General features: G+C 47.0%; 12 protein-coding genes and 1 pseudogene. 11 read left to right on the top strand and 2 right to left on the bottom strand.

Features of this window, described 5'->3' with window-relative positions; genetic code table 11:
- The first annotated feature begins 187 nt into the window (after window positions 1-187).
- The 4 genes from rfbB to AB4P92_RS24565 are packed head-to-tail and all read left to right on the top strand — an operon-like array spanning window position 188 to window position 4,017.
- Window positions 188-1,264, top strand: coding sequence for a dTDP-glucose 4,6-dehydratase (rfbB, locus tag AB4P92_RS24550; protein ID WP_395598290.1), 1,077 nt, complete (start codon window positions 188-190; stop codon window positions 1,262-1,264).
- A complete protein-coding gene (gene rfbD / locus AB4P92_RS24555) occupies window positions 1,261-2,154 on the top strand; it encodes a dTDP-4-dehydrorhamnose reductase (RefSeq protein ID WP_395598291.1) in 894 nt (297 codons plus the stop codon). Before rfbB ends, rfbD begins: the two co-directional genes overlap by 4 nt.
- Window positions 2,151-3,041, top strand: coding sequence for a glucose-1-phosphate thymidylyltransferase RfbA (gene rfbA / locus AB4P92_RS24560; protein ID WP_395598292.1), 891 nt, complete (start codon window positions 2,151-2,153; stop codon window positions 3,039-3,041). The genes rfbD and rfbA overlap by 4 nt, the downstream gene beginning before the upstream one ends.
- 55 nt (window positions 3,042-3,096) lie before the next feature.
- A complete protein-coding gene (locus AB4P92_RS24565) occupies window positions 3,097-4,017 on the top strand; it encodes a glycosyltransferase (RefSeq protein WP_395598293.1) in 921 nt (306 codons plus the stop codon).
- A 402-nt stretch (window positions 4,018-4,419) separates the two neighbouring features.
- Here the strand turns inward: AB4P92_RS24565 and AB4P92_RS24570 are convergent, their stop codons facing one another.
- On the bottom strand, window positions 4,420-5,409 hold the full coding sequence (locus tag AB4P92_RS24570) for a glycosyltransferase family 2 protein (RefSeq protein WP_395598294.1): 990 nt from the start codon (window positions 5,407-5,409) through the stop codon (window positions 4,420-4,422).
- Window positions 5,410-6,327: 918 nt separating this feature from the next.
- Here AB4P92_RS24570 and AB4P92_RS24575 point away from each other — a divergent pair.
- From AB4P92_RS24575 to AB4P92_RS24605, 7 genes and pseudogenes are all read left to right on the top strand, one after another.
- Window positions 6,328-6,852: a dTDP-4-dehydrorhamnose 3,5-epimerase family protein gene (locus AB4P92_RS24575; protein WP_395599699.1), complete on the top strand. Its 525-nt coding sequence runs from the start codon at window positions 6,328-6,330 to the stop codon at window positions 6,850-6,852.
- Entirely contained in the window at window positions 6,849-7,679 is an 831-nt protein-coding gene (locus tag AB4P92_RS24580; protein ID WP_395598295.1) for an ABC transporter permease, read from the top strand. Before AB4P92_RS24575 ends, AB4P92_RS24580 begins: the two co-directional genes overlap by 4 nt.
- Window positions 7,669-9,060, top strand: a complete 1,392-nt coding sequence (locus tag AB4P92_RS24585; protein ID WP_395598296.1) for an ABC transporter ATP-binding protein — start codon at window positions 7,669-7,671, stop codon at window positions 9,058-9,060. Before AB4P92_RS24580 ends, AB4P92_RS24585 begins: the two co-directional genes overlap by 11 nt.
- On the top strand, window positions 9,047-13,543 hold the full coding sequence (locus tag AB4P92_RS24590; RefSeq protein ID WP_395598297.1) for a glycoside hydrolase family 99-like domain-containing protein: 4,497 nt from the start codon (window positions 9,047-9,049) through the stop codon (window positions 13,541-13,543). Before AB4P92_RS24585 ends, AB4P92_RS24590 begins: the two co-directional genes overlap by 14 nt.
- A 266-nt stretch (window positions 13,544-13,809) precedes the next feature.
- Window positions 13,810-14,130, top strand: coding sequence for a hypothetical protein (locus tag AB4P92_RS24595; protein ID WP_395598298.1), 321 nt, complete (start codon window positions 13,810-13,812; stop codon window positions 14,128-14,130).
- 724 nt (window positions 14,131-14,854) lie between these two features.
- Window positions 14,855-15,235 carry a hypothetical protein gene (locus AB4P92_RS24600; protein ID WP_395598299.1) on the top strand — a complete coding sequence of 127 codons (381 nt, stop codon included), beginning with the start codon at window positions 14,855-14,857 and terminating at the stop codon, window positions 15,233-15,235.
- Between the two features lie 566 nt (window positions 15,236-15,801).
- Window positions 15,802-16,089: pseudogene (locus tag AB4P92_RS24605) on the top strand (reverse transcriptase domain-containing protein); the annotation flags it as partial.
- 255 nt (window positions 16,090-16,344) lie between these two features.
- On the opposite strand, the gene tnpC reads toward AB4P92_RS24605, so the two are convergent.
- Complete coding sequence (gene tnpC / locus AB4P92_RS24610) at window positions 16,345-17,877, bottom strand: IS66 family transposase (protein WP_395598300.1); 1,533 nt, start codon at window positions 17,875-17,877, stop codon at window positions 16,345-16,347.
- Window positions 17,878-17,890: the final 13 nt, after the last annotated feature.

Consider the following 17,890-nt stretch of genomic DNA (forward strand, 5'->3'; position numbering starts at 1 on the left):
CCAGCCTGTCTTTATCCATTAGTAAAACCATCATTAAGCTGTAAAATGCTGCCCTTGTTCGATAGTGCCTTATTGCATGTCGTTTCAGACTGACTCTGACGGATGCCACTGCTTGATGGCTTCTGCATTCATGGATTAGACAGCGCTCGTTGTTGGCTCTGTCCGCAGCTCAAGGGTATCGTTTCGCGTGAAAATTCTAGTTACCGGCGGCGCCGGGTTCATCGGCTCGGCAGTCATCCGTCACATCATCTCCAATACCACCGACTCCGTCGTTAACGTCGATAAGTTGACGTATGCCGGTAACCTCGAATCCCTGGCAGAAGTCAGTCAGGATTCGCGTTACGCCTTCGAGCGCGTCGATATCTGCGATCGCGATCAGATCGACCGAGTCCTGCGTGAGCATCAACCGGATGCGATCATGCATCTGGCCGCAGAATCCCACGTTGATCGCTCAATCTCCGGCCCGTCTGAATTCATCCAGACCAACATCATCGGCACCTACACGCTGCTCGAAGCTGCTCGCCATTATTGGGCGGCGCTGGATGATGCGCGTAAAGCCAACTTCCGCTTCCACCACATTTCGACTGATGAAGTTTACGGAGACCTCGAAGGTCCGGAAGACCTCTTCACCGAAACCACGCCGTATCAGCCAAGCTCGCCGTACTCGGCCAGTAAAGCCAGTTCCGATCACCTGGTTCGCGCCTGGGCTCGTACATACGGCTTGCCTACTCTGGTGACCAACTGCTCGAACAACTACGGCCCGTGCCACTTCCCTGAGAAGTTGATCCCGCTGATCATTCTTAATGCACTGGAAGGCAAGCCGCTGCCGGTTTACGGCAAAGGTAATCAGGTCCGTGACTGGCTGTACGTAGAAGATCACGCTCGTGCGCTGTACAAAGTCGTGACCGAGGGTGTGATCGGTGAGACTTACAACATCGGCGGCCATAACGAAAAACAAAACATCGAAGTGGTGCATACCCTATGTGCGCTGCTCGATGAGCTGCGTCCCGATTCTGCCCATCGCCCGCATGCCAGCCTGATCACTTATGTTCAGGATCGGCCTGGTCATGACGTGCGCTATGCAATCGACGCGAGCAAGATTCAGCGCGAGCTGGGCTGGACGCCGGAAGAGACGTTTGAAACCGGTATTCGCAAGACTGTCGAGTGGTATCTGAGCAACACTGAGTGGGTAGAGCACGTGAAGAGCGGTAGCTACCAGCAGTGGATCGACCAGAACTACGCGGATCGTTCGAACAAGGCATGAAGATCCTACTTCTAGGGAAAAACGGCCAAGTGGGCTGGGAGCTGCAGCGCTCACTGGCACCGCTTGGCAAGTTGGTGGCTCTTGATCGTCATCCCGTTGATGGGCTCAGTGGTGATCTGTCCAATCTCGAATCCCTGCGCGCAACGATTCGTCAGGTAAAGCCTGACGTTATTGTTAACGCCGCTGCGTATACCGCGGTCGACAAGGCTGAATCGGAAACCGAGTTAGCAGATCGCGTAAACGGCCTTGCGAGTGGCGTTATGGCGGAAGAAGCCGCAGCGTCGGGCGCATGGCTGATTCACTACTCAACGGATTATGTTTTCAGTGGCCAGGGCGTCACGCCATGGCAGGAGACAGACGCTGTTGCGCCGGTGAACCATTACGGCTCCAGCAAGCTCGCCGGCGAGCAGGCAATTATCGCGTCGGGTTGCAAGCATCTGATTTTCCGCACCAGTTGGGTGTACGGTGCCCGCGGCAATAACTTTGCAAAGACTATGCTGCGCTTGGCGAAAGATCGCGAAACGTTGAGCGTGATTGCGGATCAGATGGGAGCACCGACCGGGGCTGATCTCATTGCTGATGTAACGGCGTTGGCCGTCCAGAAAGTTCTCAGGCGTCCAGAGTTGGCCGGTCTCTATCACCTGGCTGCTGCGGGCGAAGTGTCTTGGCATGGCTATGCAAGTCATGTCATTGACTTCGCAAAAGCCCAAGGCGAGGAGTTCGCTGTGACGACGGTCAGTCCGATCGAAACAACCGCCTACCCAACACCTGCGCGCCGCCCTCTGAACTCGCGATTGAATACTCAGAAGCTGCGCGACAATTTTTCACTACACTTGCCGGATTGGCAAAGTGGCGTAACCCGAATGCTTATGGAAGTCTTGAATAAATGACCACAACAAATCGTAAAGGCATCATTCTCGCTGGCGGATCGGGGACTCGTCTGCACCCGCTGACTCTTGGTGTGTCCAAGCAGATGCTGCCGATCTACGACAAGCCGATGATTTTTTATCCGCTGTCGGTACTGATGCTTGCAGGGATGCGCGAGATTCTGATTATCTCCACGCCAGATGACTTGCCATGCTTTCGCAAGTTGCTTGGGGACGGCAGCCTGTACGGTATCAAGTTGACTTACGCTGAACAGCCTAGCCCGGACGGACTAGCTCAAGCCTTTATCATTGGCGAAGAGTTCATCGGCAATGACCCTTGCTGCTTGATCCTTGGCGACAATATCTTCTACGGTCAGCACTTCTCGGATAACTTGCGTTCTGCGAATGAACAGAAGACTGGTGCAACCGTATTTGGTTATCACGTTTCTGATCCCGAGCGTTTTGGTGTGGTTGAATTCGATGCTACTGGGCGTGCTCTCAGCATTGAAGAAAAACCACTGAAGCCCAAGTCCAACTATGCGGTAACCGGCCTGTACTTCTACGACAATGAAGTTATCGAGATAGCCAAGAACATCAAGCCTTCCGAGCGCGGCGAGCTGGAAATCACCGATGTCAACCGTGCTTATCTAGAGCGCAAGTCCCTCAACGTCGAAATGCTTGGCCGTGGTTTTGCCTGGCTCGATACGGGGACTCACGACTCGCTACTTGAAGCCAGCCACTTCGTGCATACCATCGAGCAGCGTCAAGGCTTGAAAGTTGCCTGTCTCGAAGAGATCGCCTATCACAATGGGTGGATTACTGCCGAGCAATTGGGCGCGCAGGCTGATGCTCTAAAGAAAACGGGTTATGGTCAGTACTTACAAAAACTGCTGAACTCACCTTCCCACTGACACTAAGGCTGCATTACACGGAATAGTGCGTTCAATCAGTGCAAGCAGGAATGATATGCCAGTAGAACATCCTAAGGTCGCGGTTTTGCTGGCTGCTTATAATGGCACTCTTTGGATTGAGGAGCAGCTTACCTCAATTCTCGGCCAGTCAGCTGTCGACGTAACTGTTTATATCAGTATCGATGCCTCTACTGATGGCACCGAAGCGTGGTGCGAGACTTACTCTAGTCAGCATCCAGAGGTTTTGGTTTTGCCGTTCGGTAACAGTTTTGGTGGCGCCTCCCGTAACTTCTTTCGACTCATACACGATGTCGATTTTGAAAGTTTCGATTTCGTTGCATTTGCCGATCAGGATGATGTCTGGCACATCGATAAACTTCAGCGTGCGATCTATACCATTCAGACCCGGCATGTCGATGCCTATTCCAGTAACGTTACTGCTTTTTGGCCAAATGGTAAAACCCATTTGCTGAATAAAGCGCAGGCCCAAGTTGAATGGGATTTTCTGTTCGAAGCTGCAGGTCCGGGTTGTACTTACCTGATGAGTAAAAGGCTTGCAGATACATTAAAGGTCTCAGTGCTCGACAATTGGGAGTTAGTGCAAAAGGTCAGTTTGCACGACTGGTATTTTTATGCCTTCGCCCGTAGTCATGGTTTTCGTTGGTACATAGACCCTGAGTCATCAATGGACTATCGCCAACACAAATGTAACCAAGTAGGCGCTAACAAGGGTTTGGGGGCAATGATTGCTCGCTGTAAAACCATTCATAACGGTTGGTGGTTCAATCAAGTGCAGTTGATTACGAATTTAGTCGGTCAAGATACAGATCCGTTTGTTCAAACTTGGTTGAAAATGCAGCGAGGACACTTAATAAGGCTTTCCTTCAGTGCTTGGCAGTGCCGGCGACGGGGTCGGGATAAAGTATTTTTCTTTTGTATTTGCTGGGTTGCTGCATTTATCGGGCGTAAGGCTTGATTAATGCTTTTTTTTTAGTGGGGCAAGCGGTTTTTTGGGAAGGTTGTGGTTCCGCCAAGAAAAAGTACGCCCTGATCGACTACAATCTTAGCTTCAGTAGGCTCCAAAGCGCTGAATTACAGCCATCACCAGATGGCCTCGACTCAATACTCACAGAAGGTGTTGAGACTTTAGTTAAAAATAGAGTGATTCATAACATCACCTAATCTCAGCGATTAGGTGATTGGTCTGCCCGGTCCATGAACTGAATCGGCTGCTTGATGATTTTTCTTCTGGCACAGTTTTGACACCGCGTTACGTAGCCTGGCCCTTTATAATTCGGGCCATGATCACTATGTCAATCGATCTTCCTCATTACAATGTTTTGCATTAAGCAGATTTCTCAATACGCTTTGCGAGTTATCATATTTTATTAAGAATGATTGCAAGTAGCAGGCTAATGTTGCCTCTTTTTGTTTGTCGGTAAATACCACTTCTTTTCATTAGTCGTAATCTAGAAATCAAATTGCTCTTTCGTGCTTGTTCAAAGCATTCAAGACGTTTTTGATTTTCTTTAGTAAGCTTTTCTTTTATAGAGTTAAGAGCTGTTAAGTTTGTTGCGTTCCAGTCGCCAAATCTACCGGATAACATTTTTCGTATGCGTAATATCTGGTTTTTTAGATCGGTATTAGCACCGATGAGATTGCTCTCGTGCTGGCGATAGTTGAGAGATGGCAAAGGGTCGTAGATTACTTTTCCTCCGCATCCGCTAACTATTAAATAGGCAAGCCAGTCGTGTGCGACCACTTGAGTATTCACTGCAAGTTGAATTATCAAATTTCTGGCGGCATTATTGATCAGCATTGTGTTCGCGCCAGCAATGCTTTGAACAAGCGCGTTCTGGAAGCTGGTTGGACTTTTGAAAAGAGGGGAGCGACCTATTACCTCTTTTTTAGAGTTAACTAAAAGTGTTCTTGAGCAATAAAGTGAAGGAGTGTGAATGGGGAGCGATGCTAGCTTAAAAATACTCCGTTCCAGTTTTTTTTCAAACCATATATCATCTTGATCGCTGAAAGCGAAGTAATCTGCCGAAATTGAAGGGTTTCTAACCAAGGATAGAAAGTTTTTAGCAAAGCCTTCCTGTGGGCCCTGAAAGATGGAAAGCCGATCTTTTCCTAGCTTTATTTGGTAATCATTAAGGATATGCAATGTTTCATCACTGGAACCATCATCTGAAGCATAAATTGCCCAGTTTTTATGACTTTGTGTGATAAGGGAGTCTAGTTGTTCCCGCAGGAATTTCGCGCCATTATAGGTGCAAATAAGTATCGCGACTCTATAACTATTAGGCGGAACATCAGCTGCTTGGGATAGAATTGGTGACTGTTTGAAATGGGTAGGCTGTATTTTCATGGGAATCTCAAGTAAAGCCAATGCAGTGATAAAAGTACAGTATCTTTTTTGCTTGTAGCATTAAATCTTCCGCCATGCCCGATTTTGCAATTGGTTTGCGCGCTTGCTCCGATTAAAAGCACCAACTTTAACAGCTTTGACTCGCAATTGACGAGTTTGTCATCAGTGAAACCGTAGCTGGACTGGTTGATGCTCGTATCTGGATTCTCCACGCACTGTGCGTATGCTTGGTCATCCAGTTCTTGGAAATGAGGCGGTGTTAGAACGCTTGAGATCGATAACATGGCAAGCGATGCTTCGTCGAAGAAAGGAATTTTAGGCTTTTGCTCGAGTAGCGCTGGGTGGTGGGGGGGGGGCGCAGCGGCTGGCCTACGTAACCTCAAGATGAGCACTGCGTTGCCGGATCGACTGATTTGCATCAGCATGGTTGAAACGGATAACGATCACTACCGCATCTAGTACAGTGACCTAATCGCTCAAAAAATATCGAATCACGTGAACGTAAGCGTCGAGACTATGTGGGTGTCTTTGACGATGGAGGTTTATACGGCCCTGGGTGCGCGTGCCCAAAAACGCTGATGCACATTGGCAATCTACCCGAGTAAAATTGTAATAGGTAGACTCATTCATCGCCGACAGATACACGTCGTTCTGTTATATTTGCTAGGATAATTTCCTTACCATAGGGCTGCTCGATTGATCAATGCTGTCCTCTCTGCGGCCTGCGTTGAACGCAAGCGCCTGCTTCTGATGAAGTCGCTGGGGCCTCGCTTGATTACCATAAGAGATCTTCCAATGACCGCTTGTCAGTACCTACACAAACTCCATGAAATCGTCTGAGTCGTAAACGAAAATAAGCCATCAAATTACAAAATCAGGAGGTTTTCAGTGAAGCCCCGCTGCCCATCAATCCCCGAGGTGACCCTTTCCGTACCTATGGCGTTCCGGGTCGATCGAAGTGTTCTTTTGGAAAATGCTCACCACAAATTTTTCGAGGAGTTAGAGACGGACGCAGTCCAGTGCAATCAAGAAAACCTCTCTAGATCGACCAGAAATGTATCAAAGAGTTTGCGCAATAAAGTTAATACTTCAAAGGGAGCGCTTGCAAGAGTCGCATGTGCGAGTAGTTTAGACGTTGCGAATGGTCTTTGTAGGTCGTCTCCCCAGTTTAAGAAATTGATAGGTGTTCTGCTGAGGGGGAATAATCATATTCAGCAATGGACTCTACAAGGATTGATTAATGTGTTATTGGTTGTTTCCGCGCTTGCGGGATGTATGAAAAAATCATTCTATTATATCTCTGAGTTTGAGCCGATTTTTAAATGGATTTACTCAGGCTTACCTACTAATTGGAGGTTTAACGAAGTCATGGCTGTTCGATCGACGTTGTCGGCTAAAGAACTATCAATACCTACATTTGACGATGCAGGGAAGTTTTCATGAACCCGCATGCAAAAAGTTCAATATCCCCCGTTTTTTTGCTGCATCGACTTCAACAGCATTGGCCGCTTATTGTGCAGATGACTAAGCGTGATGTGGTAGGTCGTTATAAGGGTTCAGTAATGGGATTGTTATGGTCATTTCTCAATCCTCTGTTCATGCTAATAGTATACACTTTCGTATTTTCTGTAGTATTTAAAGCTAGATGGACAGGAAGCGGCGAAGAAACCAGAAGCGAATTTGCGGTGGTCCTATTTGCAGGAATGATCGTTCATAGTCTGTTTGCTGAAATAATTAATAAAGCACCGACGATAATTTTGAATAATTCAAGTTATGTCAAGCGTGTTGTGTTTCCTCTGGAGATTCTTCCTGTGATCACCGCGGGGGGAGCATTGTTCCATACATTTATTAGTTTAATAGTATTGGTTGGGGCTATCTTTGTTGCCGGAGGTGCGCTTCATCTGACAGTCTTTTTGGTGCCAATTGTTATATTTCCATTGCTGGTTTTTACACTGGGTCTGGCTTGGTTTTTTTCGTCGCTAGGAGTTTATCTGCGGGATGTAGGACAAACCGTGGGGATTTTTACGACTATTATGCTTTTCCTATCACCTGTTTTTTTTCCCGTATCAGCACTCCCTGATTATTTACAGCCATACATGATATTTAATCCGTTAACATTTATTATTGAGCAGTCAAGAGCGGTATTAATACTCGGGAAGCAGCCAGACTGGAGTGGGCTAGGGATATATATGGTTATTGCTTTGATTGTAGCGTGGCTTGGATTCGCCTGGTTCCAAAATACTCGAAGAGGATTTGCTGATGTCCTTTGAGGAAAGAGCTATTTCCGTTCGGTCTGTGAGTAAGTGCTACAGAACCTACGCAAATCCTAGAGATCGTTTGAAGCAAGCGTTCATTCCTAGATTTCAGCGGTTGGTTGGCATACCAGCAGCGCAGTATGGTCAAGAATATTGGGCGTTAAATGATATAAGCTTTGAAATATATAAAGGCGAGACTGTTGGGATTGTGGGGCGCAATGGTTCCGGAAAATCAACGTTGCTCCAAATGATCTGTGGCACTCTGACTCCTACTCTGGGTGAAATTCAAACCAACGGACGTGTCGGAGCATTACTTGAGTTGGGGTCTGGATTCAATCCTGAATTTACGGGGCGTGAGAACGTTTATCTCAATGGGGCTGTTTTAGGTTTAAGTCAGACTGAAGTGGATGCCCGTTTTGATAGTATTGCTGCGTTTGCTGATATAGGAAAGTTTCTTGATCAGCCGGTGAAAAATTATTCTAGTGGAATGGCTGTTAGGCTTGCGTTTGCGGTGCAAGCTCAGATAGACCCTGACATTCTTATTGTGGACGAGGCTTTGGCCGTAGGTGACGCAAGGTTTCAAGCAAAATGCTTTGATAGGCTTAGGCAACTGAAAGACAATGGAACCAGCATATTGCTCGTCACTCATTCAGGTGAGCAGGTTGTCACCCATTGCTCTCGAGCGTTACTGCTGGATTCCAGCGAACTTAAAATGATTGGCGAACCACGTAAAGTGGTGAATCGCTATATGGATCTACTGTTCGGTCGTGAGAGAAAAGTTCAAGCCGGGAACGAGGTTGGCGATTCCGTAATTTCTGAAAATGAAAATGAAAATGAAAATGAAAATAAAAATGAGAATGAAGATGAGACTTTGATTAGTCTTAATGGCGAAGATCTTTTTCATACTAGAGCTCACTATAATTCAAATGAATATCGTTGGGGTGATGGGGCGGCCACAATCCTCGATTTTGATATCAGAAGTAATGGGGAGCGATTTAGTTCGGCGTGTGAATCCTTGTCCGTTATGACAATTGATCTTTCTATTAAATTTAATGAGCATATAATTTCTCCGATTCTTGGCGTAAATATAAAAACTAAAGAAGGTGTAACTTTATTTGGTTCCAACTCTGCTCTTCAAGATTGTGTTGAATTTGAGGGCAGTGGTGCGGCAGGTTCGGTAGTATCTGTAAAATTAAAATTCGATAATGTTCTCGCGAGTGGTGATTATTTTATTTCCCTAGGTGTAGCGTCAAAAAATGGCGAGGAAGTAGTTCCGCATGATCGTAGATATGATTCTATCCATCTAGTAGTGGCTCCTACGAATCATCTTTTTGGGCTCGTAGATCTTCAATTATTTATGGATGTAGAACAGGTGACGGCATATGTTTCAGCTTGAAAAATATGGTTATAGCTTTGATGAAGCTAATAAGTTTTGGATGAGGTCTGATTTTTCAGGGATTGCTTATAATGATGGTGATGCATCAGAGCAGAAACTCGCGCAAATTATAAAAAATACGGATGATATATCTATTTTTTCCGTAGATCTCCGCCGGCAATGCACTGAATGGGCGATTCATTATCATTTGAGTTCTCAGCGCGGAAACATACTTCGTCCATTTGTCCACCTACTGCAAGGTAAAGTGCTGGAAATTGGTGCAGGTTGTGGTGCGATTTCAAGATACTTAGGTGAGTCAGGCGGTCAGATTCTATCACTGGAGGGTAGTCCTAGAAGAGCTAGCATTGCGGCGAGTCGAACACGAGACTTGAAGAATGTTACAGTCCTTGCTGAGCGTTTCGATGATTTTGAATGCCATGAGCAGTTCGACGCGATTACGCTGATAGGTGTTCTTGAGTATGCGAGTATGTTTAGCGAAGGTGACTCACCCGCGCTCAACATGCTGACTAAAATCAGAAAGATGTTGAAGCCTGATGGACACCTTTTCATCGCTATTGAAAACCAACTTGGTTTGAAATATTTTGCTGGGGCTCCTGAAGACCATATCGGGGAAGCGATGTATGGCATTGAAGGCCGCTATCAGGAAGATGGCCCCAACACGTTTGGTAGGAAAAAATTAGAGCTGCTTATAAATAATGCAGGGTACGGCGGCGTTGAGTTTCTAGCCCCGTTTCCGGATTATAAAATGCCGCGTTCGATCCTGACTGAGGAAGGTTGCCTCTCCGATAGTTTCGATGGCGCTGCATTTGCTTGGCAAAGTGTTAAGGCTGATCCACAATTACCCAAGGCTGTTAATTTTGATCTAGGGGCGGCATGGCCGGTCATTTTTAAAAATGGCTTGGCTATGGAGTTATCTAATTCATTTTTAGTGGTCGCTAGTTTAAATGATGATAGTACTGTAGATGAAGATTTGTTAGCATTTCATTACAGTACCGAACGAGCTTCTAACTACTGCAAAGAAACAAAGTTTTTTAAAGCTGAGGGGGGGGGGGTAGGCGTTGAATATCGGCTTTTAGCCGACGATGCTACTTCGCCTTCGTCGCAATATCAACTGAACTTACGGTCCCCTGAGAAATATTTTCATGGTCACGTACTTAGCCAGTCGTTCGTAGAGTTGCTATCTTCTAAAGAATGGCGAGTCCAAGACGTTGCAGAATGTTTAAGCGTGTATTTGACACATCTATCAAACATTTTAAGGTCGTTAGGATATGACCTTGACTCTCCTCTTCGTCTTGATACAAAAATTCCTGGGGCGTTTATTGACGCTGTTCCACAAAATATTATTATTGATGAGTTTGGTTGTCCTAATTTTATAGATATGGAGTGGCGTTCGCTGGAAGATATCCACCTTGGGCATCTAATTTTCCGTAGCTTGTTACTTTTACTAAACCAAACATCTAGCCTTAAAGCCACGCAAGAAAATCCCGTACTCACTCGAAGAGATTTTTTTGTTGACCTCTACTCGCTTTTGGGTATGCCAGTTACCATTGATGATTTGGATAGATTCAACGCGAGCGAAGTAAACTTTCAACACGCAGTAACGGGGCTGCCTTCAGAATTACTCATAAACTGGTTTCCCGACCATCCGCTCGTTACAACACATCTCTCCGCAAGTATTTTTTTTGCAGTTAACGGTGAGGATTTTTCAGAGGAGCATGCATTGCATCAACCTCTGCAGCTTGGTAGGCAAAAAATTACTTTCCCATTGCCAGTTAAACCTGGCACTACCTTGACGATTCGATGTGATCCGGTAGATCAATCTCACTGGTTCAATTTATATGAGTTCACTGTTCGCGACAGTGTCGGATCTGTAATATGGGATTTTGCCGGAAACAAAGATTCGATAAAAAAAGGAGTTGTCGAAATTGAATCGGATGACCAGTGCATTCTCTACTACGCCTATAATAGCGATCCGCAATTTGTTACTCCAGAACTGCAGCTCCAAAGTCATGTGGATTTGCAAGTAACATTGGATGTAGAAATACTCGATATACCTCAATCGATGGAAAAGATCTTGCGTTTAGGCGAGGCTTTGGCTCAGTTGAACCAGCAGGCTAAGGCGAGAAGTATAGAGAATGAACTTCTGCAAAAAGAATTGGAGTTTGTCAAACAGGAAAATGTTTCTGATGGGGTGCGTCTGAAAGCGCTAACTTCAGAAATAACTAGGCTTCAATTGGCTCAAGCTGAACTACTCAACTCTACTAGTTGGGCAGTCACCCGTCCGCTAAGAAAGTTGAAACGCATTCAAGGAAATATGCGCAACATGACGCACATTAAGCACTGTCTAGGTCGCCTTGCTAAGCATACTTATAATAATATACCCCTCAATCAAAGAGATAAACAACGGTTAAAATCAACTATCTATAAAATTTTAGCACCGTTAATCAGCCAAACAAATAGCTACAAAGCTTGGGCAAGAAATCAGGTAAATGATGAGCCCACTGTCGTAATTGCAAAAAAATTTCAGTCATTGAGCACCGGGGCAGACTCGCATGGCGGTGACTTGGCTGCGCGCTTTATTCAAAACATGATGAATATACCAGGGCCTGCTGATCAGGATTATTGTCCGATTTCTCCGGTTCCTGTCGATCCTTCATCGCTTCGCGCACGAGCAATCGCATATTATCTTCCGCAGTTCCATCCAACGTCTGAAAATGACGAGTGGTGGGGTAAGGGCTTCACTGAATGGACTAATGTTTCAAAGGCTGTCCCACAGTTCATCGGTCACTACCAGCCTCATCTTCCGGGTGAGTTGGGGTTCTATGACTTGAGGCTCGTTGAGGTCATGGAGCGGCAAGCTGAGCTTGCTAAGCTGTATGGGGTTGAGGGCTTTTGCTTCCATTATTATTGGTTCGGAGGAAAACGAATACTTGAGCGGCCGCTTGATCAGCTTGTGAAGTCCAACATCAATATGCCTTTCTGCATCTGCTGGGCTAATGAAAATTGGACCCGCCGTTGGGATGGTCTGGATAATGAAGTTCTTTTGGCACAGAATTATAGTGCCGAAGATGATCTCGCGTTCATAAAGTCCTTAGAGCCATTATTGAAAGATGAGCGCTACATACGTGTTGATGGCCAACCTTTGGTGATTTTATACAGGCCTTCGTTGTTGCCTGACGCCGCAGCGACCTTAGTCCGATGGAGGGAGTACTGCCGGGAAGCTGGTATTGGCGAACTATTTTTATGCATGGTTCAATTCGATAAATTGGATCCGCGCGAGTTTGGGTTTGATGCTGCAGTAGAATTTCCTCCTCATAAGGTGGCTGCGAATATCCCATGTATAAATGACACCTTGGAAATTGCAAATGCTAATTATGCAGGTTATGTTGTTGACTATCAGGATGTCGTAGATCGCGCTGCGTTGGAACCTGTTTCAGAGTTCCCACTCATCCGAGGTGTATTCCCATCTTGGGATAACGATGCACGGAAACCAGGGCGCGGATATACTGTAGCGAATTCAACTCCCGCAAAATATAGAACATGGTTGCGTTCATCGATCGAATATGCACGTGCAAACCCAGTCAAAGGTGAGAGCTTAGTATTCATTAACGCTTGGAACGAGTGGGCGGAAGGTGCGCACTTAGAACCAGATCGCCGTTATGGCTATGCATATCTCGAAGCTACAAAACAAGCTCTCAAAACGCTACCTTCTATGTTACCGAGTCCTCGTGCAAATAAAATTTGCGTAATTGTCCACGCGTTTTACCCTGAACTGCTTCCTGAAATCTTTGCTTATCTTAAGCAATGGTCAACTCTCTATCGTTTAGTCATTACGACGACGCCAGAGAAATCCGAAGCTGTTCATATCGAATTGGATAAACATTCGATGAAAGCAGATGTTTTGGTACGGGAAAATCGGGGTCGTGATATCTTGCCGTTCATCAGAGCACTGCAGGCTATCGCCAAGGACGAACATCTGATACTGAAGCTTCATACGAAGAAGTCGATGCATAGGGAAGATGGCGACTCGTGGCGAAAGGATTTGTTGAGCAAATTACTAGCACCTGAAAAAGCCAACCAGATATTTTCCGCATTTTCTGAACATAATGATTTAGGGTTGGTTGCTCCAGAAGGCCATATTTTGTCGATGAGCACCTATTGGGGATCAAACGCTGATACTGTCCATAGACTGACGAAGCAAATGGGCGGAGATGTTTTCATGCCTGAATCTACCTTGTTCGCTGCAGGATCAATGTTTTATGTACGCAGTACGGCAATTCAACCCATAATGGAACTTGGTCTTCAAGATTTTGATTTTGAAGAGGAACAAGGCCAGGTCGATGGAACATTAGCTCATGCAATTGAACGGTGCTTCAGTGTTGCGACATGTCTTTCAGGTTACTACCTCGCGTCGAGTGAGCATCCGGAGGCCTCAGCTTCTTCTTCTGGGGAAAAGTATACTTATGCGAAACCGAGTTCTTAGGGGGGTACACTGAATAATCCAGTTTGACAGTCTCAGTGCCTAAATAATAGGTACGACGAGTCCTGCTTGGCTTGATGTATTTGGGTGTTTTCCGCTAACAGAATATATCCCTACCCTAGTGGTAGGGATCGGTTTTTATTTGATCTATTTATTTACTTCAATCTTCTTGTAATATCTTTTTTTCTGCAGTTCTTGCGCGGGGAAGCCAGTTGCCGATAGAGCGCTAACTTCGTATCGGAGCTCTGAGCAGTGTTCTGCTTTTTTCATTGAAAAAGCTCGATGGTCCGATACTTCGCATTCAGGATTGGGTGGCTACCCTGGGCTACGGTATTGTCTCTGGTGAGGCGGCAGCGGAGGATGAGGTTGAACAGGTAGTGCTGGTCACTAGTTTTAAAGTTTGGAAGGCTTATAAATTCGCTCTAGGTAAAGTGGCTACTCAGGAATCATGGCCGCTTTCGCCGAGTTGGGCGACTGCCCCGGTAATCCCTGACATTAGTGCGGACCCTAACTTGCTGAGGTTAAACTACAAGAAAAAAGGATTGCCTTCAGTGGCAAAGACGGCTGGGGGGCGTGTAGCCAAAGATTGATAACATGGATATGCCGTCTGCCCTTTCTCAGCACTTGCTGCGTCAGATAGAGTGGTGAACCGCTGATATGAGGCTGGGGCTGGGGTACCCCAAGAATGGCGAGAATATCGAATGGCCCTTCCATCTATTGTCTCTAGGCAGTCTGTATAGAACATCATTCCTGAAAAAAGCGGGCTATCCAGAAGGCAGCTAGCGGCTGACAGTTCTCATGTGAAGATGTGTGATAAATTCCACATTTTCAGTTGGGTATAGTCATGCAAAGTAGATTTGATGTGGCTGAAGGGATACGAGTCCTAGCTTGTATAATGGTGCTTTGCGCCCACCTGCCTGGTTTTTTATTCCAGAAATAGCAAAGTATTTTGCAGGAACTGGAGAATATGTTGTTTGGCTGTTCTTTGTTCTTAGCGCGATTTTGCTTACTAATAAGTTTTCGCAGATTGGCTTTTCATTTTCTGAGCTTTCCGGATACGCTATCGGTCGAATTCTAAGAATCATTCCTCTATTCTTTGTAGTAATAATTTTTTTACTGGTTTTGCAGTTCGGCTAGCATATTTACACATCTTATATGTGTTTAATGCTGTTTCATTCAGGCAGGGCTATGCCCATCTATGGGTGATACCTGTAGAATTTAAGTTCTATTTTTTTTCTTTCGCTCATTGCTTACTTATTTATTTTCGTTGAGAGAAAATATGGCTATGTGTTAACCGCATTTTTCGTGGGAGTCATGATTTCAGTTCATCAATTTGTTTGGCCTTATTGGAATACACCGGAAAATAGTATTTCTACTCTCTGGTATATTCCTACTTTCGTACTCGGATGGTATGCAGCGGTATCGATTAGTGCACTCAGGAAGTATATCAATTCAGTCTCGGCCATTTTTGTGGCTGTGTTAGTGATTCTATCGTTATTTTTTTTAGTCCAGGACGAACAAATACCCATTCTGGGAATGCCGTTTTACGGTTGGCTTCAGAATAAATTCATCATGCTGAGTTTCTCATGGATGTTGTTTTTAGCGTTTTTAGCCGATGGCAGAGGTTTCGTAGGTGCATTAATGCAGACAAGATTTTTAGAAGTCTGGGAGCATGGAGCTATTCAAATTATCTAATTCATTGGCTTGTCTACGAAAAGCTGCCAGTTGTTCAGCATGGCTGGATATTTGCTTTGGTTCCCGTTTTAGGCTCTATCGGCACAGGCGCACTCTTGTATTTACTTATGGAAGCTCCAATGGAGAAGTTCAGACATTTTTTACAGCGGAAAATTAGTTTAAAGCAGCCACTGCCTGCTTAACCAAGATAATAAAAGCCTGCCTAGGCGGGTTTTGCGGTGCGCCCAGCAGGGCGCAATCTCGTGGGTGAAAGTCCCGTCATGTGCCGACCACAGCGAAAGAAGTGAAGCGCAAATGCATGAGAGCGACCGAGTGTGGGGAGGTAGCGTGAATCGAAGCCACGAGCCCATTTACAAGAACCGAATGAAGGGGGAAGCCGACAGGGCGAGCGGGCACAAAACCGCGACACTCTTGTAGTCAAAGATCAGGTTGTGTAAATCCGGCGGTTATGGGGTGATGGATTGCGTTCTTACCTGGGGAGATCTCGCCTTGTGCCTGAAAGGGCGACGGTGCAAGTCGGAGCGAGAAGTCAGCAGAAGCCGTAGTAGTCTTCTTCTTTCACGAAGGGCCGCAAGGTGGTGGTGGATGTTGATCTGGAGAAGTTCATCGACCAAGTCGATCACGATATGTTGATTGATCGTTTACGCAAGCGGATTGCCGATCAGGTGGTCATCCAGTTGATCCGGGCCTATCTGGCCGCGGGAATGCTGATCAATAGCGTGGTCGAGGAAAGCCGCTGCGGGGCGCCGCAAGGCGGTCCGCTGTCGCTGTTGCTTTCGAATGTGCTGCTGGACGAGGTGGATCGGGAGCTTGATCGTCGAGGTCATTACTTTGTCCGCTACGATGCTAATGTATAGGATCGCAGCCGCAGGGTTGGGCAGTGGACACTGCCGGAAACGACGCTCTTTATCTTCATCACAAAGAATTTGCTATCCCGGTAACAGTACGCCATCTGCTTAATGATCGTAGGCGCTCCATGAACCCCGCGTATTCAAAAATAGGCGGCGCGCTTAGCAAGGCGATGTGAGCGAGCAGTTCCAAGGCCGCAAGGCCCCAAAGTCTTCGTAAGCGCTCCATAAACCCCACCGACTTCAAGATGGGTGGTGCGCTTAGCTAGGCGACACCGGCGAGCAGTTCCACGGCAACAGCGCTTCGTAATCTTCAACCGAGGTCGCCAGTGGCAGCCGTTCTAATGCGTGGCGCAGCCACGCATAGGGCTCTTGGCCGTTGGCTTTGGCAGTCTCGACCAAGCTGTAAAGTTGAGCACTGGCCGTCGCGCCGTTGGGTGTGTCGCTAAACAACCAGTTCTTTCTTCCGATGACGAAGGGCCTGATCGCACGCTGGGCGGGGTTGTTGTCGATCGGCAAATAGCCTTCCTCGGCGTACCGTTCCAGTTCGTTCCAGTTACTCGCCAGATAGCCGATGGCCTTGCCCAAGGCGTTCTGAGACGTAACTTGTGGCTGCGTCTTTTCCATCCAGATTTTTAACAGAGCCAGCACTGGCAGACTCCGATCATGACGGCCGGTTTTACGAACGTCGTCGCCTGCATCCTTCAGGTCACGCTCTACGCCATAGAGTTTGTTGATCAGGTTCAGCGCGATGTCAGCACGTCCCGTCTTGCCTTTCGGCTGCACTTTTTGCGCCTCAACAAACTTGCGCCTTGCGTGCGCCCAGCAGCCCAAACGCTCGACTCCGGCCTGAGCGCCCAACGCGTTATAACCGGCGTAATCATCGGTCATCACGTAGCCACGATAGCCATCGAGCAGGCGTGTCGGCACCTCCTGCGCGCGGCTGGTGGAGTAGTCAAAAAGGATCACTGGTTTATCTGGCGGGCCGCCGGTTTGCACCCACATCCAGGACTGGCTGCTTGGGTCTCGGTCAGGCTCTTTCAACACCTGTACCCGTGTTTCATCGCAGTGGACAACACGGCTGCTCAACAGGCTATCGCGCATTAAATTCAGCAGCGGCTGGAAGTGTCCACCGCACTGGATAACCCAGCGTGCCAGCGTTTGGCGCGGGATATCGACACCATGGCGGCCCAAGACTTTTTCGAAACGGTGAAGCGGTAGTCCATCGACGTACTTGGTGGTCAGCAGCATCGCCAGAACACTTGGGCTGGCCATGCTTTTTTCAATCAGTTGAGCCGGCTTGTCAGCAGTGATCGGCGCCATCTCGCAGTCGCGGCAACCGTAAACTTTCCGAACGTGTCTGATCACACGGATCTGCATCGGCACGATTTCAAGCTGCTCGCTGACTTCTTCGCCAATAGTGTGTTTGCGGCAGCCGCAGACGCACGTCAGTTCATGTTCGGGAAGTTCGTGGATGATCTCGATGCGCGGCAGATCGGCGGGCAGTGGCTTGCGTTTGCCGCGGCTCTTGGTCTGGGCAACGACCTCTTCATCTGAGGCTTCGCCCACAGGCTCGACGACGCTTTCTACTTCATTAAAGAGGGCCAGTTGCGGCGTTGCCGCATCAGCTGTTTGCTCGGACTTACGTCCGAACAGACGCTGAAGCAGGAGGGCATTCTGTTCTTCTAGCCGAACAATCTTTCCCTTATCCAACTGACGCTCGTCGAGCATTTGCCCAAGCATTTGCTTGAGCAGAACGGGATCATCTGGAAGATTTTCGGGCAAGGAATTCATTCCCTGGATTATA

The sequence above is a fragment of the Pseudomonas sp. A0308 genome (assembly GCF_044218815.1).
GTDB lineage: Bacteria > Pseudomonadota > Gammaproteobacteria > Pseudomonadales > Pseudomonadaceae > Aquipseudomonas > Aquipseudomonas iridis.